Source organism: Micromonospora sp. NPDC048063 (assembly GCF_043202855.1).
Classification (GTDB): Bacteria; Actinomycetota; Actinomycetes; order Mycobacteriales; family Micromonosporaceae; genus Micromonospora.
Map to the genome: position 1 here is coordinate 208,848 of NZ_JBIDBG010000004.1, position 19,387 is coordinate 228,234.

The window sequence follows — 19,387 nt, forward strand, 5'->3', positions numbered from 1 at the left end:
ACCCACGGGAGGCGACGTGAGCGATGCCGGAACGGTCGCGCAGGAGCGCGCCCAGGCGCTGAGCCGCGTCGGACGGCACGCCGAGGCGGCTCAGGTGCTGCGCGGCGCGCTGGCCGAGCAACCCCAGCACGCCGGGTTGCTGCTCCACCTGGCCCGCTGTCACCGGTCGACTGGCCAGCTGGCGGAGGCCATGCGCCTGGTGGACCAGGCCCTCGGCGTCGCCCGCGCCCAGGAGCACCTGCTCGCGGAGAAGGCCCGGATCCTGCTGGCGGCCGGGCACCCCGGCCACGCGGCGGCCGCCGCCCGACGCGCCCTGGAGTTGGCGCCGCGGTCCTGGGAGGCCCACGCGCTGCTCGCGGAGGCACTGCTGACCCTCGGCAACCCCACCCGCGTCGTGGTCGCCCGCCGGCACGCCGACACCGCGCGGGAGATCCGCCACGACATCCCCGACATCCACCTGCTGGACGCCCGGATCCACCTGCGGATGGGCCGGCTCCGGGCGGCCCGGGAGGCCTGCCGGCAGGCCCTCGTCCTGGACCCGGCGTACGAGCCGGCCCTGGCCCTGCTGGCGCGGATGGACGCGTCGCGGGACCGGGTCGGCCGGGCCGCCCGGGGGTTCACCGACGCCCTGGCCGCCAACCCGCACGCGCGGGGGGCCGCCGCGGCGCACGAGGCCGTCGCGGTGGCCCTGTGCTGGCGCCTGTTCGACGCGGCGGCGCTGGCCGGCATCGGCCACTGGGCGCTCTTCGCGCTGGTCGACAGCGGGCGGGCCGGGCGGCTCGCCGCCGCCCTGGCGCTCCTGGCGGTCGTCGCCGGGTCGGCCCTGCCGGTGTGGCGGCGGCAGCCGCCGGCGCTCCGCCTCCAACTGCGCCGCCAGCTCGGCTCGACGTCCGTCCTGCTCTGTCTGGCGCTCACCGCGACGGCACTCGGCGGGCTGGTGGTCAGCGGCCTCGCCCCGGCGAGGGACACCCCTGCCGGCGGGCTGGCCGCGCTGCTGCTGATGCCGGCCGGCGCTGTCTTCGCCTTCCGCGCCTGGCGGCAGCTCACGCGCCGGGCCGTCCCGGTGGTCCGCTGGATCGGCTACCGGATCTGGACGCGCCTCGTGGCCCGCGCGGCCGCGCGGGCCACGGTCGCCGGCACGGCCAGCCCGGCGGAGGGCACGGCCGACCCGGCGGCCGGCGTGGTCAGCGCGGCGGACGACGGGCGGGCGTCGGCGCCCGCCCGCCGATGAGGCTCACTGCGCCTCGACGATCATCCCCGCGCCGACCGTACGGTTGGTGGTCTCGTCGATGATGACGAACCCGCCGGTGGTGCGGTTGCGCCGGTACTCGTCCGCGAGCAGCGGCACGGTGGTGCGCAGCCGCACCCGGCCGATCTCGTTGAGCCGCAGCTCGCCGGCCGAGTCGTCCCGGTGCAGCGAGTTGATGTCCAGCCGGTAGTGCAGGCCGCGCACGATGGCCCGCGCCGAGCGGGTCGTGTGCTTGACGGCGTACCTGCCGCCGACCTGGAGCGGGCGGGTCTCGTCCAGCCAGCAGACCATCGCCTCGATGTCCTGGGCCACCGCCGGGGCGTTGTTCGGCCGGCAGATCATGTCGCCCCGCGAAATGTCGATCTCGTCCTCGAGGCGTACGGTCACCGACATCGGCGGGAACGCCTCCGCGACCGGCCCGTCGGCGGTCTCCACGGCGGAGATCCGGCTGGTGAAGCCGGACGGCAGCACCATCACCTCGTCACCCGGCTTGAGCACGCCGGAGGCGACCTGACCGGCGTAGCCCCGGTAGTCGGTCACGGTGGTGGACTGCGGCCGGATCACGTACTGCACGGGGAACCGGACGTCGACCAGGTTGCGGTCGCTGGCGATGTGCACCCGCTCCAGGTGGTGCAGCAGCGACGGCCCCTCGTACCAGGGCATGTTCTCCGACCGGCTGACGATGTTGTCGCCCTTGAGCGCGGAGATCGGCACCACGGTCAGGTCGGGGGCGTCGAGCTTCGCGGCGAACGCCGTGAACTCGTCCGCGATCCGCTCGAAGACCTCCTGCGAGTAGTCGACCAGGTCCATCTTGTTGACGCAGAGGACCAGGTGCGGCACCCGCAGCAGCGAGCAGAGGAACGCGTGCCGGCGGGACTGCTCGACCAGGCCCTTGCGGGCGTCCACCAGGATCAGCGCCAGGTCGGCCGTCGACGCCCCGGTGACCATGTTGCGGGTGTACTGGATGTGCCCGGGGGTGTCGGCGATGATGAACTTCCGCCGCGGCGTGGCGAAGTAGCGGTACGCCACGTCGATGGTGATGCCCTGCTCCCGCTCGGCCCGCAGTCCGTCGGTGAGCAGCGCCAGGTTGGTGTACTCGTCGCCCCGCGCCGCGCTGACCGCCTCCACGGCGGCGAGCTGGTCGGTGAAGAGCGACTTGGTGTCGTACAGCAGCCGCCCGATCAGGGTCGACTTGCCGTCGTCCACGCTGCCGGCGGTCGCGAAGCGCAGCAGGTCCATGGGGCGACCGGCCGTCTCGGTGGTCGCCTGCGCGACGGTCTCGGTGGTCATCAGAAGTAGCCCTCCCGCTTGCGGTCCTCCATGGCGGCCTCGCTGACCCGGTCGTCGCCGCGGGTCGCGCCACGCTCGGTGATCCGGGTGGCGGCGACCTCCTCGATGACCTTCTCCACGGTGTCGGCGTCGGAGCGGACGGCCGCGGTGCAGGACGCGTCGCCCACCGTCCGGTAGCGCACCCGCGCCTTGAACCGCTCCTCGCCCGCCCGGGGGCGGAAGAACTCGTTGACCGCGTAGAGCATCCCGTCCCGCTCGATCACCTCGCGCTCGTGCGCGTAGTAGATCGACGGCAGGGCGATCCGCTCGCGGGCGATGTAGTGCCACACGTCCAGCTCGGTCCAGTTGGACAGCGGGAAGACCCGGATCGACTCGCCCGGGTGGTGGCGGCCGTTGTAGAGCGCCCACAGCTCGGGACGCTGGTTCTTCGGGTCCCACTGGCCGAACTCGTCGCGGAAGCTGAACACCCGCTCCTTGGCGCGGGCCTTCTCCTCGTCGCGGCGGGCGCCGCCGAAGAGCGCGTCGAAGCGGTGCTTCTCCACCGCCTCCAGCAGCACCGGGGTCTGGATCCGGTTGCGCATCCCGTCGGCCGACTCGCGGACCAGGCCGCTGGCCAGGGCCTCCGGCACGCTCGCCACCACCAGTTGCAGCCCCAGCTCCGCGACCCGCTGGTCCCGGTATTCGAGGACCTCCGGGAAGTTGTGGCCGGTGTCCACGTGCATCACCGGGAACGGGATGTTGGCCGGGGCGAACGCCTTCTGGGCCAGCCGGAGCATGACGATCGAGTCCTTGCCGCCGGAGAAGAGCAGCACCGGCCGCTCCATCTCGGCGACCACCTCGCGCATCACGAAGATGCTCTCGGCCTCCAGCGCGTCGAGGTGGGACACCTGGTAGGCGGCGGGGGCGGTCATGACACGGGCTCGCTTCGGTCGAATCCGCTCATCTGATTCCAGACCTTTCCGGTCGGGTATGCCAAGAAGTGCCGCTCAGGCTACCCGGAATGACGCTGCAGCGCTGCAAGCAACCGACTGGCGAGATCCTTGCGACAGACCAGCAGGTCCGGCAGACGCGGATCCGCCTCGTTGTATTTCAGCGCAGAACCGTCGATCCGGGAAGCGTGCAGTCCGGTGGCCGTCGCCACAGCCACCGGCGCCGCCGAATCCCACTCGTACTGCCCGCCCGCGTGGATGTAGGCGTCCACCTCACCGGTCACCACCGCGGCGATCTTGGCCCCGGCCGAGCCCATCGGCACCAGGTGCGCCCCGACGTCCTCCGCCAGGTCGGTCAGGAACACCGGCGGCCGGCTCCGGCTCGCCGCCAGGCGGATCGTCCGCCCGCCGGGCGCGGTCGCCGCCTCCACCATCATCGGCGGGTACGCCGGCGGATAGTCGGTGCCCAGCAACCGCTGCTGCGCCGGCAGCGCGACCGCGCCCGCGACCAGGCCGTGCGGCGTCGGCGCGGCCCGCGACCAGAGCGCCACATGCACCGCCCAGTCCGAACGCCCCTCCTCGGCGAACTCCCGGGTGCCGTCCAGCGGGTCGACGATCCACACCCGGTCGGCGGTCAGCCGGGACACCGCCCCGGCGTTCACCTCCGCCGCCCAGGCCAGCCGCGACCCCTCGTCCTCCTCGGAGAGGACCGCGTCGCCCGGCCGCCACTTCGCCAACTCGGTGCGGATCAGGTCGTGCGAGACCTTGTCGCCCGCGGCTTTCAACGCCCCCGCGTCGGCGAAACCCATCTCGGACCGCAGGCGGACCAGCGCCACACTGGCCCGCGCCGCCAGCCACCGGGCGAACGCGCCGTCGATCATCGGAGGACTGCCCATGATTCCCGCTCCCGTCGCCTCGCCACGCTCCGCGCCGGCACGCCGAGCCGCGTCGCCGGTGCGCCACGCCGAAAGGCGAAGACTACCGGCTCACCGCGGGCGATCCGGCGCTCACACCCCGTGGTAGAGATTCTGCGTCGGCTCCACGCCCCTGGTGATCACCGACTCCACCACGTCCGCCGCCCGGTCCACCAGGAACTCCAGTTCCTTACGCTCGGCCGCACTGAAATCCGACAGTACGTAGTCCGCCGGATCCTGCCGTCCCGGCGGCCGGCCGATGCCGAACCGCACCCGGACGTACTCCTTCGTGCCCAGCGACTTCGACATCGACCGCAGGCCGTTGTGCCCGCCCTCGCCGCCGCCGCACTTCACCCGCACCTGGCCGTAGCCGATGTCCAGCTCGTCGTGCACGGCGATCACCCGGCCAGGCGGCACCTTGTGGAACTGGGCCAGGCCGGTCACCGGCCCGCCGGAGAGGTTCATGTAGGTCAGCGGCTTCACCAGCACCAGCTTCGGCCCACCGAGCCCGAGCCGCCCCTCGGCGACCTCCGCCACCGCCCGCTTGTGCCGGCCGAACCTCGCGCCGAGCCGACCCGCCAGCAGGTCGGCCACCATGAAGCCGACGTTGTGCCGGTTGCCGGCGTACTCCCGACCGGGGTTGCCCAGGCCGACCACCAGCCACGGCCCCGCCTCGTCCGTCACGCCCCGCCCCTCCCGCTGCTCACCCTCACCCACCTGCCCGGGCACCGATACGCCGACAGGCGCCCCCGACCGTGCGGGGACGCCTGTGGCAACGATGCGGACCGATCAGGCCTCGGTCTTCGCCTCGGCGGTCTCCTCGCCCTCGGCGGCCGGAGCCTCGGCGCCCTCGGCGGTCTCCTCGCCGACCTCGGCCTCGGCCTCCTCGGCGGCCTCCTCGACCTCGGGGAGGGTGGCCTCGAGCTGCTCGGCGGTCGGCGCGGCGGTCACGGCGGCGACCGGCAGCTCCGGGTCGGCGACCAGCTCGACGCCGGCCGGCAGCTCCACGTCGCCGGCGGTGATCTGGGTGCCCGCCTCCAGGCCCTCGATCGACGCCTCCAGGTGGTCCGGCACCTTGGTGGCGTCGGCGGTCACCGAGAGGGTGTCGTGGTCGTGCACGATCAGCGTGTCCTTCGCGGCCTCACCGGTCAGCTGGACCGGGACCTCGACGGTGACCTTCTCGCCCCGGCGGACCAGCAGCAGGTCCACGTGCTCGAAGGTGTCCTTGATCGGGTCACGCTGGATCGCCTTCGGCAGCGCCAGCACCTGGGTGCCGTCGCTGACCTCGATCGCGAAGAGCTGGTTGGCGCCGCCCTTGCGGATCGCGGCCGCGAACTCACGGGCCGGCAGCGCGATGTGCTTGGGCTTCTCGCCGTGGCCGTACAGCACGGCGGGCACCTTGCCGGCCCGGCGGGTACGACGGGCACCACCCTTGCCGAACTCGGTACGGGGCTCGGCGCTGATCTTTACCTCGGACACGGGGAAACTCCTGATGCTTCGCTGCGGCGGCTTGTCGACTGGCGGTGCTGGGGCGAGGGGCTCGCTGGGGCTCATGCGTCGAGAACGACTGCCCGGAGCACCGCGTCGATGACGGTGCCTCCGTGCGGCGCTTGTCAGCGGCCCGCCGGGCACCCTCGCCGTGGCAACCGCACCAGTCTACCCGAGCTGATTCCGCGCTTTCCGGCAGTCCCCATATCACCGTTCCCGCCGGCCCGCAGGGCGACGCGGACGCCGGGCCGGGGCACCGCCCCCGCCCGGCTCACGCGCGTCGGGTGGTCAGCTCAGGCCACCGAAGAGGGTGGTCACCGAGCCGTCGTCGAACACCTCGCGGATCGCCCGCGCCAGCAGCGGCGCGATCGACAGCACCGTGAGCTTGTCGAGCTGCTTCTCCGGCGGCAGCGGCAGCGTGTTGGTCACCACGACCTCGCTGATCGGGCTGTTCTTCAGCCGCTCGGTCGCCGGGTCGGAGAGCAGGGCGTGGGTGGAGGCGACGATCACGTCGGCGGCGCCGGACTCCCGGAGGATGTCCGCCGCCTTGCAGATCGTGCCGCCCGTGTCGATCATGTCGTCGACGATCAGGCAGACCCGCCCCTCGACCTCGCCGACCACGCGGTTCGCCACCACCTGGTTCGGCTTCAACGGGTCCCGGGTCTTGTGGATGAAGGCCAGCGGGCAGCCGCCCAACCGGTCGGTCCACCGCTCCGCCACCCGCACCCGGCCCGAGTCCGGCGCGACCACCGTCATCGGGCGGCCCGCGTACTTGTGCTGGACGTACTCGGCCAGGATGTCCATCGCGAACAGGTGGTCGACCGGGCCGTCGAAGAAGCCCTGGATCTGCGCGGTGTGCAGGTCGACGGTGAGGATGCGGTTGGCCCCGGCTGTCTTCAACAGGTCGGCGATCAGGCGCGCCGAGATCGGCTCCCGGCCGCGGTGCTTCTTGTCCTGCCGGGCGTACGGGTAGAACGGCAGGACCACGGTGATCCGCTTGGCCGAACCGCGCTTCAGCGCGTCGATCATGATCAGGGTCTCCATGACCCAGGTGTTGACCCCGTGCGTCACGGACTGCACCACGAAGGCGTCCGAACCACGCACCGAGTCCTTGAACCGTACGAAGATCTCGCCGTTGGCGAACTCGTACGCGTCGGCCGGCGTCGGCGCGACGCCGAGCACCTCACCGATCTCCTTGGCCAACTCCGGAAAGCCACGTCCGGAAAAAAGCATCAGGCTCTTGCGGTTTTCGGCGACGATGCTGCCCATGGGCCCGTCTGCTCCCGTTGGTCGGTGGTACCCGGCACGGTGGTGGTGGGCCGGGGACTATTCGGTTGCAGTATCCCCCGCGCCGGACGCCGGGTTGACCGCCTCGGCATCCCCGTGGATTGCCTCACCTTCACTTGCCCCGAAAGCGCGCGCCGACGCATCCTCGTCGGCCCGACCAGCACCGCCGGCCCGCTGTGCCGCCTCGGCGGAGACCGTGCCGGCCCGCTTGCGGGCCACCCAACCGTCGATGCTGCGCTGCGGCGCCCGGGTCACCCCGAGCGCGCCGGGCGGCACGTCCTGGGTGATCGCGCTGCCCGCCGCCACGTACGCCCCCGCGCCCACCTCGACCGGCGCGATCAGGCTGGTGTCGCAGCCGATGAAGGCGGCCTCGCCGACCGTCGTGCGGTGCTTGTTCACCCCGTCGTAGTTCACGAAGATCGTCGCCGCGCCGATGTTGGCCTTCGCGCCGATCGTCGCGTCCCCCACGTACGACAGGTGCGGCACCTTCGCGCCCGCGCCCACCTCGGAGTTCTTCACCTCGACGAACGTGCCCACCTTGGCCTTCTCCGCCAGCCGGGCGTCCGGCCGCAGGTACGCGTACGGCCCGACGGTGGCGCCCGGACCGACCTCCGCGCCCACCGCGTGGCTGCGCAGCACGGTGGCGCCCGGGCCGACCACGGTGTCGATCAGCGTCACGTCCGGCCCCACGACCGCGCCGGTGCCGACCACCGTGCCGCCGCGCAGCTGGGTGTTCTGGTCGACCACCGCGTCCCGGTCCAGGGCGACCGTCACGTCGATCCACGTGGTGTCCGGGTCGAGCAGGCTGACCCCGGTCCGCATCCAGGCCTCGTTGACCCGGTCGCGCAGCAGGCGGCGCAGCGCGGCCAACTCGACCCGGTCGTTGCAGCCCAGCGTCTCGACATGGTCGGCAGCGACGTGCACCGCCACCGGCTCGCCGGCCGAGACCAGCAGGCCGAAGACGTCCGTCAGGTACTCCTCGCCCTGGTCGTTGTCGGTCGACAGCTTGCCGAGCGCGTCGCGCAGCCGGGCCGCGTCGAACGCGTAGATGCCGGCGTTGATCTCCCGGATCGCGCGCTGCGCCGGGGTGGCGTCCCGCTCCTCGACGATCTGCTCCAGCCGCCCGTCGGCGTCCCGCACGATCCGGCCCAGGCCGGTCGGGTCGGGCACCTCCGCGGCGAGCACGGTCGCCGCCGCGCCCGCGCCCTCGTGCGCCTCGACGAGCGCGGCCACCGTCTCCGGGCGGAGCAGCGGCACGTCGCCGTTGATCACGACCACGGTGCCCGTCGCGTCCGGCGCGGCGTCCAGGGCGATCCGGACGGCGTGCCCGGTGCCGAGCTGCTCGGCCTGGAGCACCGGCGTGGCCGGGGGGGCGATCTCCGCCAGGTGCGCGCGGACCTGGTCGGCGCCGTGACCCACCACGACCACCGTGCGGTCGGCGGCCAGTGGCGCGGCCGCGGCGAGCACGTGGCCGACGAGGGTACGACCGAGCAGCGGGTGCAGCACCTTGGGCAGCGCCGACTTCATCCGCTTGCCCTCCCCGGCGGCGAGCACGACAACGGTGCGGAGGTGGGGCTGGGACACGACGCGGGCTCCCGTCGGGACGGCGGACACTCTCGCGGCCATGCTAACCAGACAGTGGGCCGGCGTCTGGCACGGCCGCACGAATGCCGGTAGATGCGGTTTGAGCTGGGGTGCCTGGATTCGAACCAGGAGCTCAAGGCTCCAAAGGCCTGCGGGTTGCCGTTACCCCACACCCCATTGAATGTCAAGCTGCACGAGCCGTCAATTTCTGTTGCTACCGCCCGCGATCCGGAACAGCTCGGCGATCATACCTTCGATCCGCCAGTAGAGCTCGCGACTGCGCGGCACCGTGATCACCAGACAGCCACGATAGTCATCACCGACGTTGCGGCGCACCGTCGCCGCCTTGTGTTTCTTGAGACTGGCGGGCTGGAAGCGCTCGACCGGCAGATCGAGTTCCCGCGCCCACCAGGTCACGGCAGCCTCGGCGTCGGCCGTCTCGTGGATGCTGACGCGATAGCCGGGGACGTCTCGGCCGACCCCGCACACCTCAAGGAAGCGCAGGAAGAGCACGAGCAGGCCCGGATCGCTGTTGACGAACTGGAGGCGGTCGTCCCGCCGCCACGGCTTCGACTTGGTCCCCTCGCACCAGTAGATCGCCGCGCCGAGGAGGAGCAGATCCCGTTCGCCGAGGGACCCCACCACGCCCGCCGCCCGCCCCCGCTCCGCGGCCTGGGCGGCGTCCCGGGCCTCGCGGTGCGCCGCCCATCGCGCCTCGGTCATCAGCGCCGAATGCGCCCGCCGCCGCTCGGCGACCGCCTCGTCCGCGTCCAGCGGCAGGTGCCTGACCCACTGGTACGCGGTGGACTTGGCCACGCCGAGCTGCCGGGCGATGTCATTGACCGACCGCCCCTCGGCGCGCAGCTCCGCGGCCGCGGACCTGAGGTCGTCCTTGGCGCGCGGCCGGCGTGTCCGCTCCGGCGGCGGGACGCCCCGGAGCAACTCGTGCACCCGGTCACGGCCAAGGCCGGTGCGCGCCCGGATCTCGCGGACGGAGAGCTGCTCGACGGTACGCAGCCGACGCACCTCGGCGGCGAGCGAATCTGTCACGAGCAGCACGTTAGAACGTGCGTACGACACTGCTGGGCATTCATGCCCGACGCTGTCCGCTGCGCTTCCCGGGAACCTAAGTTACGGTGACGTAGGCGTAACTTCGTGATCTCCCGTCCCTCTGCGAGGTGCCATGTCCACCACCCTCCTCGAGCCCGCCGCCAGTGGCCCCAAACCCCTTACCCAGGGCAGCCAGTCCCGAGGCATCCTCGTCGCCCTCTGGGCGTTCGTGGTGGTCCCCTTCCTGGCCCTCGTCGCCGCCGTACCGGTCGCCTGGGGCGGCTGGCTGAGCTGGACCGACGTGGCCGTGGCCGCGGTCTGGTACGTGATCTCGGGGCTGGGCATCACCGTCGGCTACCACCGGTACTTCACGCACGGCTCGTTCAAGGCGAGGCGGTGGCTGCGGGTGGCGCTGGCGGTCTCGGGCTCGCTGGCGGTGCAGGGCGAGATCATCCAGTGGGTGGCCGACCACCGGCGCCATCACGCCTTCTCCGACCTCGACGGCGACCCGCACTCGCCGTGGCGGTTCGGGGAGAGCGTCCGTGGCCTGGTCAAGGGCCTGTTCCACGCGCACGTCGGCTGGCTCTTCGGCCGGGAGTTGTCCAACCGGAAGCGGTTCGCCCCGGACCTGCTCGCCGACCGCGACATCAACCGGGTGGACCGGCTCTTCCCGCTGCTGGTGACCGTCTCGGTGCTGGGGCCCGCGCTGATGGGCGGCCTGCTCACCTGGTCGTGGCAGGGCGCGCTGACCGCCCTCTTCTGGGGCGGCCTCGTCCGCATCGCGCTGCTGCACCACGTGACCTGGTCGATCAACTCGGTGTGCCACGTCTACGGGGAGCGGCCGTTCGCGATGCGCCAGGGCGACCGGGCGTCGAACTTCTGGCCGCTGGCGATCCTGTCGCTCGGCGAGAGCTGGCACAACCTGCACCACGCCGACCCGACCAGCGCCCGACACGGCGTGCTGCGGGGTCAGGTGGACATCTCGGCGCGGGTGATCTGGTTGTTCGAGAAGGTCGGCGCGGCCTGGGACGTGCGGTGGCCGAAGCCCGAACGCATCGCGGCGAAGCTCGTCAAGCCGGTCAGCGAGCGGTAAACCGGGCGGTGCCGACGAAGGCTACCTGGCAGTATGGCCGGGTGACCGAGCACAGCGGGGGCAACGACGGACGGCCCGGCACCATGGGAGCCGGGCCCGGCGGGGATACGGTCGGGCGGCGTAGCGCCACCCGACCGGCCGCCGGTGGGGCGACCAGATGAGCCAGCACACCGGCGGCACCATCCCACGACAGGGCGTCACCGAGCGCCAGCGGAGTGACGACATGGCGGATGCCCCTGGCAGCGACGGCAGCACCGGCCGGCGGCGAGCGGGTCCCGCCGGCAAGCCCTCCTCACGGGTACGCATGTCGGCCGCCCAGCGCCGCGAGCAGTTGATCTCGATCGCCCGGCAGATCTTCGCCGAGCGCGGTTTCGACGCCACCTCGATAGAGGAGGTGGCGGCCCGCGCGAAGGTCTCCAAGCCGGTGGTCTACGAGCACTTCGGCGGCAAGGAGGGGCTCTACGCGGTGGTGGTGGACCGGGAGGTCCGGGCCCTGCTGGACCGGATCACCACGGCCCTGACCGCCGGCCACCCGCGGGAGCTGCTGGAGCAGGCGGCGATGGCCCTGCTGACGTACATCGAGGAGGAGACCAGCGGCTTCCGGGTGCTGGTGCGCGAGTCTCCGGTGCTGTCGGCGACGGGCAACTTCAGCAGCGTGATGAACGACGTGGCGCACCAGGTGGAGCACATCCTGGGCGCGGAGTTCTCCGGCCGCGGGTACGACCCGAAGCTGGCCGAGCTCTACTCGCAGGCGCTGGTGGGCATGGTGGCGCTGACGGGCCGCTGGTGGCTGGAGGTTCGCAAGCCGCGGAAGGAGACGGTGGCGGCGCACCTGGTCAACCTGGCCTGGAACGGGCTGTCGCACCTGGAGGCCAAGCCGGGCCTGATCACGGTGCGGGGGCGCTGAGTCCGCCGCGGTCAGCGGGTGTGCGCCTCGGAGACGGGGTGGTGGCGGTGACGCCGCTCCTCCGCGGCGTGCTCGTCGGTGCCGACCTTGTCGTACAGGCCGGTGCCGAGCAGGAGGAGGCCGAAGAACATCGACACGATGACGGTGGACATCGAGAAGTTGAGGAAGTTGGCCTCGGTCTGGAGCACGGCCATCATGAGGATGCTGGTCACCAGGAAGACGACTCCGGCGGTCAGGTTCATGTAGTGGCCGAGGTTGCCGCGCCGGGAGGCGCCGATGATCAGCACGATTCCGAAGATCACCGAGACCAGCGAGAACGCCAGGTTGGTGCGGAGCCCGAGGACCCAGGTGTCGCCCCGGTCGAAGAGTGGTTCGCCCAGCGTCTGGACGGTGCCCCAGACCCCGAAGACCAGGATGTAGAGCCCGACCAGCCCGGCGAGGACCCGGTAGATCGGCCGCGCCGGGTGGTTTACCGGAAAGTGGACCATGACCCCTCCGCCCGAGTAGTGACAATCACCCGATTGTCACCCGGACAGAAGGCCGATGTCCGTCAAAACGCCCGAAGGCCTCGCCCGGCGGAGGCAAACCAAAAGGTCCCACCCCCACCGGGCCGCAGGGCCGGGCTGGAGCGGGACCCTGACAGGTTTCGCCGGAGCCCGACCGGCGGAGGGATCAGGCCTGACCGCCCGGAGCGGGTCGGGCTCCGGCGACAACCCGGAGAGCAACCAGCGACGACTCAGAGCACGAGGCGGGCCTTCTGCCAGGCCTCCTGCTCCTCGTCGGTGCCGACCTTGCCGTACATGCCGGCCGTCAGCAGGACCAGGCTGACCACCATCAGCACGATGACGGTGATGATGCTGAAGTTGAAGATGTTGGCCTCGGTCTGGATGAAGGCGAGACCGGCGAGGCTGATCACCATGATGGTGTACGCCAGCCACTGGTTGATCATGACGTCGATGTTGCGACCGATCACGGTGCCGGCCAGCACCGCCGCCCCGAGCAGGGCGGTGAGCAGCGAGAAGCCGAGGTTCGTGCCCTGGCCGAGGACCTGGGTGTCATCCTGGGCGAGGACCTCGTTGCCGGCGCTCGCGATGATGCCGAGCACGCCGAAGGCCACCAGGTACAGACCGGTCAGCCCGCCGATCGCCCGGTAGACCGGCCGCGCGGGGTGGTTGACGGGGGTGTGGGCCATGTCTGTGTCTCCAACGCCGTTCGGGTGAGGGGTCGCGGACGATTGTCCCGCACGTGGCGGTGTGACGCCGCACACGGGGGGCCTCCCGCGTGCGACGCCACGACGAGGGCCGGCTCAGATCGCCGGGATCTCGTCCGCCAGGGCCAGCCAGGTCTCCTCGGTCCGCTCCCGCTCGGCCCGCAGCTCCTTGAGTTGCGCGTCGAGTTCCGCGACCTTGGCGTAGTCGGTGGCGTGCGCGGCGAGCTGGTCGAGCAGGGCGGCCTCCTTCTGCTCCAGCTTGGCGATCTGCCGTTCCAGCCGGGCCAGTTCCTTGCGGGCCTGGCGTGCCTCGGCGGCGGACATGCCGACCTCGGCCGGCGCGTCGGAGCTGACCGCGGCGGCCGGCTCGGTCGGGGCCGGTCCGGGTCGGCCGGCGGCCCGGGCGAGATACTCGTCGACGCCACCGGGCAGGTGCACCAGCCGCCCGTCGCCGAACATCCCGTACGCGACGTCCGTGACCCGCTCGATGAGGTAGCGGTCGTGGCTGGCCACGACGATGGTGCCGGGCCAGGAGTCGAGCAGGTCCTCCAGCGCGGCGAGGGTGTCGGTGTCGAGGTCGTTGGTGGGCTCGTCGAACAGGAGCACGTTGGGCTCCCCGGCGAGCAGCCGGAGCATCTGCAACCGGCGGCGCTCGCCGCCGGAGAGGTCGCTGACCGGGGTCCATAGCCGCCGGTCGTCGAAGCCGAACACCTCGGCGAGCTGGGCGGCGGAGACCTCCCGGTCACCGAGTTGCACCCGGCGGGCGACCTCCTCGACGGCTTCGAGGACCCGCAGGTGACCGGGCAGCTCGGCCAGCTCCTGGGAGAGGAAGGCCGGCCGGACGGTCGAGCCCGTGGCGAGGCGCCCGCCGTCGGGGCGGGTGACACCGGCCAGCATCCGCAGCAGGGTGGTCTTGCCGGCGCCGTTGCGGCCGAGGATCGCGATGCGGTCGCCGGGCCCGACCTGCCAGGTGACGTCGCGCAGGATCTCCTTCGGGCCGGCGTGCAGGGTCACCTGCTCCAGGTCGTACACCTGCTTGCCGAGCCGGGCGGTGGCGAGCCGTTGCAGCGACATGGTGTCGCGCGGCGGCGGGACGTCGGCGATGAGCGCGTTGGCCGCATCGATGCGGAACCGCGGCTTGGAGGTGCGGGCGGGCGGGCCGCGGCGCAGCCACGCGATCTCCTTGCGGAGCAGGTTCTGCCGGCGGGCCTCGGTGGCCGCGGCGACCCGCTCGCGCTCCGCGCGGGCGAGGGTCCAGGCGGCGAAGCCGCCCTCGTACGCCCGGACGGTCTGGTCGGCGACCTCCCAGGTGGTGGTGCAGACGGCGTCGAGGAACCACCGGTCGTGGGTGACCACGACGAGCGCGCCCTTGCGGCCGACGAGGTGGCGGGCCAGCCAGTCGACGCCGCCGACGTCGAGGTGGTTGGTGGGCTCGTCGAGGATGAGCAGGTCGGACTCGCGGACCAGCAGCGCGGCCAGCGCCACGCGCCGCCGCTCGCCGCCGGACATCGGGCCGACCGGCTGGTCGAGCCCGAGATGGGGCATGCCGAGGCCGTCGAGGATGGCGCGGACGCCGGCGTCGCCGGCCCACTCGTGCTCGGCGCCCATGCTCTCGCCGAGCCAGGCCGTGCCGAGCACCACGTCCCGAACGGTGGCGTCGGGGGCGAGCGTCAGGCTCTGCGGCAGCCAGGCGACCCGCAGGTCACGGCGGTGGGTGACCCGCCCGTCGTCCGGTTCCTCCTGCTTGGTGAGCAGCCGCAGCAGGGTGGACTTGCCGGCGCCGTTGAGGCCGACCACGCCGATCCGGTCGGCGTCGTCGAGGCCGAGCGAGACGTCGGTGAGCAGTGGCCCGGCGGCGCCGTAGCCCTTGGACACCCGGTCCAGGTTGACGATGTTGGCCACGACCTCACCTCCCATGATCAAGGCGTCCCCGTGCCGGTCGGCACCTGGGACGCCTGAGCCTCCCAGCGTACGCGGGCGCCGGGGCCCGCCCCGGCCGGAGCCGGGCCCGCCGCGGGTCAACCGGCGGGGCGGCCGGCTTGTTCCTGGTCAGCGGGCGCCGGAGCGCCGGCGGTCAGACGATGCGGGCGCCGGCGACCGGGCCGTGGGCGGTCCGTGCCTCGCGGCACACCCCGGCCGACGCCAGCTCGGCGGCGATCCGCTCGGCGTCGGCGGCGTCCAGCGCGAGGAAGACGCAGGTCGGCCCCGAGCCGGAGACGATGCCGGCGAGCGCGCCGGCCGCCTCGCCGGCCTTCAGCGTCGCCGCCAGCGACGGGCGCATGGCCAGGGCGGCGTCCTGGAGGTCGTTGCCGAGGGTCGCGGCGAGCACCCGCGGGTCCCGCTGGCGCAGCGCCGCGAGCAGCCCGTCGGTGCTGCCCAGCGGCGCCCCGGCGGTGCCGGCGTCGCGGAGCCGGTCCAGTTCGCGGTAGGCGGCCGGGGTGGAGAGACCGCCGTCGGCGACGGCGACCACCCAGTGCCAGGACGTGGGGCGGGCCAGCACGGGGCTGACCGCCTCTCCCCGGCCGGTGCCGAGCGCCGTGCCGCCGTGGATCAGGAACGGCACGTCGGAGCCCAGGTCGGCGGCGATCCCGGCCAGCTCGTCGCGGGACAGCCCGGTGCCCCAGAGCGCGTCGCAGGCGACCAGTGCGGCGGCGGCGTCGGCGCTGCCCCCGGCCAGCCCGCCGGCCAGCGGGATCTGCTTGCGCAGGTGCAGCCGGGCGTGCGGCGTCACCCCGGCGTACCCGGCGAGGGCGTGGGCCGCCCGGATGACCAGGTTGGAGTCGTCCAGGGCCAGCTCGCCGGCGCCCTCGCCCTCCATGGTGAGGGTGAGCGTGTCGCCCCGGCGGGCGGTCAGCTCGTCGTGGATGGAGATGGCGTGGTAGACGGTGTTCAGCTCGTGGTAGCCGTCGCGGCGCAGCGGCCCCACCCCGAGGTGCAGGTTGACCTTGGCGGGTACCCGGACCCGCACCGGTCCGCTGGCGCCGCGCCGCCGCTGCTCGTCCTCGTCGTCCGGTCCCCAGGCCTCGGTCACGGGGCGGTGTCCCGCGGGCGCAGGCGGATGTCGAACGGCTTCTCCACGATCAGCTCCTCGGCGGCGTCGGCGGCCGGCACGCACCGGCCGTCGACCAGGTCGTACGCGTACACGTGCGGATGGCCCGGGGCGGGCACGGCGTCAGCCTACTGTGCGGCGGACGGGGCGGCCGGGGCCGACGCGGCGATGGCGGCGAACTGCTCGACGGAGAGTGACTCGCCGCGCGCGCCGGGGTCGACGCCGGCGGCGGTGAGCGCGGCGGCGGCCCGGTCCGCGCCGCCGGCCCAGCCGGCCAGCGCGGCGCGCAGGGTCTTGCGGCGCTGCGCGAACGCCGCGTCCACCACGGCGAAGACCCGTTCCCGGGGTACGTCGTCGCGGGGCGGCTCGCGGCGGGTGAAGGCGACCAGTCCGGAGTCGACGTTCGGCACCGGCCAGAACACGTTCGGCGGGACCTTCCCGGCGGCGCGGGCGCGGGAGTACCAGGCGAGCTTGACCGACGGGACGCCGTACACCTTGGAGCCGGGACCGGCGACGAGCCGGTCGGCGACCTCCTTCTGCACCATCACCAGGCCGTGCCGGAGGCTGGGCAGCTCGGCGAGCAGGTGCAGCACCACCGGCACGGCCACGTTGTAGGGCAGGTTCGCCACCAGCGCGGTCGGTGCCGGGTCGGCCAGGTCGGCGGCGCGTACGCGCAGCGCGTCGGCGTGGTGCACGGTGAGCCGGGCGGCGTCCGGGCCGGCGTGCCGGGCGGCGGTCTCCGGCAGCGCGCCGGCCAGCGTCGAATCGATCTCCACGGCGTGCACGTGGGCGGCGGCGGGGAGCAGGGCCAGGGTGAGCGAGCCGAGGCCGGGGCCGACCTCCAGCGCCACGTCGTCCGGGGTCAGCCCGGCGGCGGTGACGATGCGCCGCACCGTGTTGGGGTCGTGCACGAAGTTCTGGCCGAGCCTCTTGGTGGGGGCGACGCCCAGCCGGGCGGCCAGTTCCCGGATCTCCGCCGGGCCGAGGAGACCGGTCACGCCCCGTAGCCTATGCGGGCCGACACGGGCGTGCGGAGGGGGCCCGTGGCGGGGGACCTGCCGGTCACCACGGGCCGAAGACGCGGTCGCCGGTGGCGGAGATGGCGGCGCAGAGATCGTCCAGGTCCGCGCCGGTCGTCTCGGCCAGCGCCCGGACGGTCAGCGGGATCAGGTACGACGCGTTGGGCCGGCCGCGGTGCGGCATCGGGGTCAGGTACGGCGCGTCGGTCTCCACCAGGATCTGGTCGAGCGGGGTCAGCGCGGCGGCCTCGCGCAGCGCCCCGGCGCTGCCGAAGGTGACGGTGCCGGCGAAGCTGAGCAGGTAGCCGCGGCGGACGCACTCGGCGGCGAAGTCGGCGTCGCCGGAGAAGCAGTGCAGCACCACGGTGTCGGGCGCACCCTCGTCGTCGAGGATCCGCAGCACGTCGGCGTGCGCGTCCCGGTCGTGGATGACCAGCGCCTTGCCGTACCGCTTGGCGATGGCGATGTGCGCGCGGAAGCTCTCCTCCTGCACGGCCCGCCCCTCCTCGCCGGTGCGGAAGAAGTCCATCCCGGTCTCGCCGATGCCGCGTACCCGGTCGCGGGCGGCGAGCGCCTCGATCTCGCGCAGCGCCTCGTCGAGGTCGGCCAGGCGGGGCGCCTCGTTCGGGTGCAGCGCCACGGTGGCCAGCACGGCCGGATGGGCGTCGGCGACGTCGGCGCCCCAACGGGACGACGCCACGTCCACCCCGACCTGCACCAGCCGGTCGACGCCCACAGAGGCGGCGACGGCGACGACCGCGGCGACGGGGTCCGCGGCGGGGCCGCCGCTCGAGTCGGCAGCTGCCCGCGCCCCCGGCTCGCCCGTCGCGCCGTGCGGGGGCACACCGGCCTCGCTGACGGTGATGTCGAGGTGGGTGTGGCTGTCCAGCACGGGGCGGGGCAGCGGCTCGGGGGCGGGCGGGAACTCCCCGGCCCGGCGGGCGGCGCGCTGCTTGCGGGTTTCGGTGGGCTCGCTCATCGCAGGCCAGCATCACACACCGTCGGCGGCCCGCGTCGCGGGGACGCCACCGGCCGTTCACCGACTCGGCACATGTCGGGCCTAGCGTCAGCGGGGTGACCGTCACCCCTCAGACCAGCGGAAACGGCCTTTTCGTCACGTACGGGGGCGCGGTGTACCCGGCGGAGGAGATCGCCCGGGGCGCGGCGTACGAGTTGTCCAGCGCGGCCGAGGCGCCCGGCTTCGAGTGGTCCCGGCCCGGCACGACCCGGCCGTGGCGCAGGTTCGTGCACGCCACCGAGGTCAGCGACGTGCATCCGGCGATGGAGCCGGTCGAGGAGCCGGAGGCGCCGCTGCTGGTGCCGCTGCACCGGGAGCGGGGCTGGTCGTACGTGCAGCAGCTCAGCCAGCAGCCGACGGCGGCCGGCGACCCGACGCTGGCGGCGGTGCGCGCCTCGGCGGTGGTCCGGCGCGGCACCCGGATGGTGAAGGTGCTCTCCGCCCGGCAGCTCGCCGGTTACGTGCGCGGGTGGCTGCCGCACGGCTTCTGCTACCGGGAGCACGACGTGGCGCACCTGCGTACCCCGGCGGCGACGACGGTGCTGCGCACCGACGGCGCGGACGCCCGGGACGGCGCGGACGTGACGTACGCGCTGCGCTGGCGGGCCGCCGACCCGGGCGACTACGACGTGCCGGTCGGCGCGGCGCACCGCGGCCTGACGGCGCTGGCGCCCCGCGACCGGCTCGGCGCGGCGGTCCTCGGCACGGGGTTCGTGCCGAGCAACGGTCAGCTCGTCCCGGAGTTCGTCACGCGGGACTTCGCGGACCTGCCGATGCCGGCGAACGCCACCCTGCTCGCCTACCCGGCCGACGGCGTGGAGGTGGTGCTCTACAGCTACCAGGCCGAGCAGCGCGGCTGGCTGCGGATGGTCGGCCCGCAGTGGCGGCACCTGCTCGCGGCGGTGCCGGGGCTCTCCCCCGACCAGGAGTACGTGCCGACGGGCGAGGCGCCCCACTCCACCCGGCTGGTCGGCGGCTACGCCGGCGGTGACTACGAGGCGGTGGCCGACCTGCCCGGCGGGTTCCGGGTGCTGGCGATGACCCGCGCCGCCCGGTACCCGGTCGAGTGGGCGGCCCGCCGGCTGCGGCTGGCCGACTGGCGGGGCGTGCCCTGCCTGGTGCTGCGGGAGGAAACCGGCTGGCTCCGCCTGCGGCTGCGCCGACCGGATCCGGACGCGGTGGCGGAGACCGGGGCGCAGTGCCAGGAGCGGGGCGTCTACGAGGCGTGGGCGCCGGCCGCCGAGGTCACCGAGGACCGGGTGGTGGACCTGCCGTACCGGCTCTGACCCGACGCGTGCCG

19 protein-coding genes and 1 tRNA gene are annotated in these 19,387 nt (G+C 73.4%); 4 read left to right on the forward strand and 16 right to left on the reverse strand.

What is annotated here, in order from left to right:
• The first annotated feature begins 16 nt into the window (after positions 1 to 16).
• Complete coding sequence (locus ACGFZ2_RS12660) at positions 17 to 1,231, forward strand: tetratricopeptide repeat protein (protein ID WP_393452891.1); 1,215 nt, start codon at positions 17 to 19, stop codon at positions 1,229 to 1,231.
• A gap of 3 nt (positions 1,232 to 1,234) precedes the next feature.
• Here ACGFZ2_RS12660 and cysN read toward each other — a convergent pair whose 3' ends face one another.
• The 9 genes from cysN to ACGFZ2_RS12705 form a co-directional block, all read right to left on the reverse strand.
• A complete protein-coding gene (gene cysN / locus ACGFZ2_RS12665) occupies positions 1,235 to 2,539 on the reverse strand; it encodes a sulfate adenylyltransferase subunit CysN (protein ID WP_393258350.1) in 1,305 nt (434 codons plus the stop codon).
• Positions 2,539 to 3,450 carry a sulfate adenylyltransferase subunit CysD gene (gene cysD, locus ACGFZ2_RS12670; RefSeq protein WP_357694153.1) on the reverse strand — a complete coding sequence of 304 codons (912 nt, stop codon included), beginning with the start codon at positions 3,448 to 3,450 and terminating at the stop codon, positions 2,539 to 2,541. Before cysD ends, cysN begins: the two co-directional genes overlap by 1 nt.
• Before the next feature lie 80 nt (positions 3,451 to 3,530).
• On the reverse strand, positions 3,531 to 4,364 hold the full coding sequence (locus ACGFZ2_RS12675) for an inositol monophosphatase family protein (RefSeq protein ID WP_393258348.1): 834 nt from the start codon (positions 4,362 to 4,364) through the stop codon (positions 3,531 to 3,533).
• A gap of 111 nt (positions 4,365 to 4,475) precedes the next feature.
• Positions 4,476 to 5,066 (reverse strand): aminoacyl-tRNA hydrolase, encoded by a 591-nt coding sequence (gene pth, locus ACGFZ2_RS12680; protein WP_393452894.1) that lies wholly within the window; start codon positions 5,064 to 5,066, stop codon positions 4,476 to 4,478.
• A gap of 105 nt (positions 5,067 to 5,171) precedes the next feature.
• Positions 5,172 to 5,861, reverse strand: coding sequence for a 50S ribosomal protein L25/general stress protein Ctc (locus tag ACGFZ2_RS12685; protein ID WP_357694148.1), 690 nt, complete (start codon positions 5,859 to 5,861; stop codon positions 5,172 to 5,174).
• A 297-nt stretch (positions 5,862 to 6,158) separates the two neighbouring features.
• Entirely contained in the window at positions 6,159 to 7,139 is a 981-nt protein-coding gene (locus tag ACGFZ2_RS12690; protein ID WP_357694146.1) for a ribose-phosphate diphosphokinase, read from the reverse strand.
• A 57-nt stretch (positions 7,140 to 7,196) separates the two neighbouring features.
• On the reverse strand, positions 7,197 to 8,741 hold the full coding sequence (glmU, locus tag ACGFZ2_RS12695) for a bifunctional UDP-N-acetylglucosamine diphosphorylase/glucosamine-1-phosphate N-acetyltransferase GlmU (protein WP_393452897.1): 1,545 nt from the start codon (positions 8,739 to 8,741) through the stop codon (positions 7,197 to 7,199).
• Positions 8,742 to 8,846: 105 nt separating this feature from the next.
• Positions 8,847 to 8,918: transfer RNA gene (locus ACGFZ2_RS12700), tRNA-Gln, on the reverse strand.
• A gap of 24 nt (positions 8,919 to 8,942) precedes the next feature.
• On the reverse strand, positions 8,943 to 9,791 hold the full coding sequence (locus ACGFZ2_RS12705) for a helix-turn-helix domain-containing protein (RefSeq protein ID WP_393452900.1): 849 nt from the start codon (positions 9,789 to 9,791) through the stop codon (positions 8,943 to 8,945).
• A 133-nt stretch (positions 9,792 to 9,924) separates the two neighbouring features.
• On the opposite strand from ACGFZ2_RS12705, the gene ACGFZ2_RS12710 reads away from it, so the two are divergent.
• Both ACGFZ2_RS12710 and ACGFZ2_RS12715 read left to right on the forward strand, forming a co-directional pair.
• Complete coding sequence (locus tag ACGFZ2_RS12710) at positions 9,925 to 10,884, forward strand: acyl-CoA desaturase (protein WP_393452903.1); 960 nt, start codon at positions 9,925 to 9,927, stop codon at positions 10,882 to 10,884.
• A 223-nt stretch (positions 10,885 to 11,107) separates the two neighbouring features.
• Positions 11,108 to 11,791 (forward strand): TetR family transcriptional regulator, encoded by a 684-nt coding sequence (locus ACGFZ2_RS12715; RefSeq protein ID WP_393259194.1) that lies wholly within the window; start codon positions 11,108 to 11,110, stop codon positions 11,789 to 11,791.
• Positions 11,792 to 11,802: 11 nt separating this feature from the next.
• Here the strand turns inward: ACGFZ2_RS12715 and ACGFZ2_RS12720 are convergent, their stop codons facing one another.
• The 7 genes from ACGFZ2_RS12720 to ACGFZ2_RS12750 form a co-directional block, all read right to left on the reverse strand.
• Entirely contained in the window at positions 11,803 to 12,279 is a 477-nt protein-coding gene (locus ACGFZ2_RS12720) for a DUF4383 domain-containing protein (RefSeq protein WP_357694138.1), read from the reverse strand.
• A 248-nt stretch (positions 12,280 to 12,527) separates the two neighbouring features.
• Positions 12,528 to 12,983: a DUF4383 domain-containing protein gene (locus ACGFZ2_RS12725; RefSeq protein ID WP_393452906.1), complete on the reverse strand. Its 456-nt coding sequence runs from the start codon at positions 12,981 to 12,983 to the stop codon at positions 12,528 to 12,530.
• 114 nt (positions 12,984 to 13,097) lie between these two features.
• Positions 13,098 to 14,903, reverse strand: a complete 1,806-nt coding sequence (locus ACGFZ2_RS12730) for an ABC-F family ATP-binding cassette domain-containing protein (protein WP_393452909.1) — start codon at positions 14,901 to 14,903, stop codon at positions 13,098 to 13,100.
• 172 nt (positions 14,904 to 15,075) lie between these two features.
• Positions 15,076 to 16,032 (reverse strand): 4-(cytidine 5'-diphospho)-2-C-methyl-D-erythritol kinase, encoded by a 957-nt coding sequence (locus tag ACGFZ2_RS12735; RefSeq protein ID WP_393258328.1) that lies wholly within the window; start codon positions 16,030 to 16,032, stop codon positions 15,076 to 15,078.
• Positions 16,029 to 16,169, reverse strand: coding sequence for a hypothetical protein (locus ACGFZ2_RS12740; RefSeq protein ID WP_357457253.1), 141 nt, complete (start codon positions 16,167 to 16,169; stop codon positions 16,029 to 16,031). Before ACGFZ2_RS12740 ends, ACGFZ2_RS12735 begins: the two co-directional genes overlap by 4 nt.
• 9 nt (positions 16,170 to 16,178) lie before the next feature.
• Positions 16,179 to 17,048: a 16S rRNA (adenine(1518)-N(6)/adenine(1519)-N(6))-dimethyltransferase RsmA gene (rsmA, locus tag ACGFZ2_RS12745; RefSeq protein ID WP_393258325.1), complete on the reverse strand. Its 870-nt coding sequence runs from the start codon at positions 17,046 to 17,048 to the stop codon at positions 16,179 to 16,181.
• Between the two features lie 64 nt (positions 17,049 to 17,112).
• Positions 17,113 to 18,048, reverse strand: a complete 936-nt coding sequence (locus ACGFZ2_RS12750) for a TatD family hydrolase (protein ID WP_393258322.1) — start codon at positions 18,046 to 18,048, stop codon at positions 17,113 to 17,115.
• Between the two features lie 95 nt (positions 18,049 to 18,143).
• Here ACGFZ2_RS12750 and ACGFZ2_RS12755 point away from each other — a divergent pair, with 95 nt between their 5' ends.
• Entirely contained in the window at positions 18,144 to 19,373 is a 1,230-nt protein-coding gene (locus tag ACGFZ2_RS12755) for a hypothetical protein (RefSeq protein ID WP_393452912.1), read from the forward strand.
• The last annotated feature ends 14 nt before the right edge of the window (positions 19,374 to 19,387 follow it).

Coding starts and splice junctions, on each gene's coding strand:
- ACGFZ2_RS12720 (WP_357694138.1), bottom strand. CDS start 12,279: ATGGTCCACTTTCCGGTAAACCACCCGGCGCGGCCGATCTACCGGGTC.
- cysD (WP_357694153.1), bottom strand. CDS start 3,450: ATGACCGCCCCCGCCGCCTACCAGGTGTCCCACCTCGACGCGCTGGAG.
- ACGFZ2_RS12690 (WP_357694146.1), bottom strand. CDS start 7,139: ATGGGCAGCATCGTCGCCGAAAACCGCAAGAGCCTGATGCTTTTTTCC.
- ACGFZ2_RS12715 (WP_393259194.1), top strand. CDS start 11,108: ATGGCGGATGCCCCTGGCAGCGACGGCAGCACCGGCCGGCGGCGAGCG.
- ACGFZ2_RS12750 (WP_393258322.1), bottom strand. CDS start 18,048: ATGAGCGAGCCCACCGAAACCCGCAAGCAGCGCGCCGCCCGCCGGGCC.
- ACGFZ2_RS12725 (WP_393452906.1), bottom strand. CDS start 12,983: ATGGCCCACACCCCCGTCAACCACCCCGCGCGGCCGGTCTACCGGGCG.
- ACGFZ2_RS12710 (WP_393452903.1), top strand. CDS start 9,925: ATGTCCACCACCCTCCTCGAGCCCGCCGCCAGTGGCCCCAAACCCCTT.
- cysN (WP_393258350.1), bottom strand. CDS start 2,539: ATGACCACCGAGACCGTCGCGCAGGCGACCACCGAGACGGCCGGTCGC.
- ACGFZ2_RS12675 (WP_393258348.1), bottom strand. CDS start 4,364: ATGGGCAGTCCTCCGATGATCGACGGCGCGTTCGCCCGGTGGCTGGCG.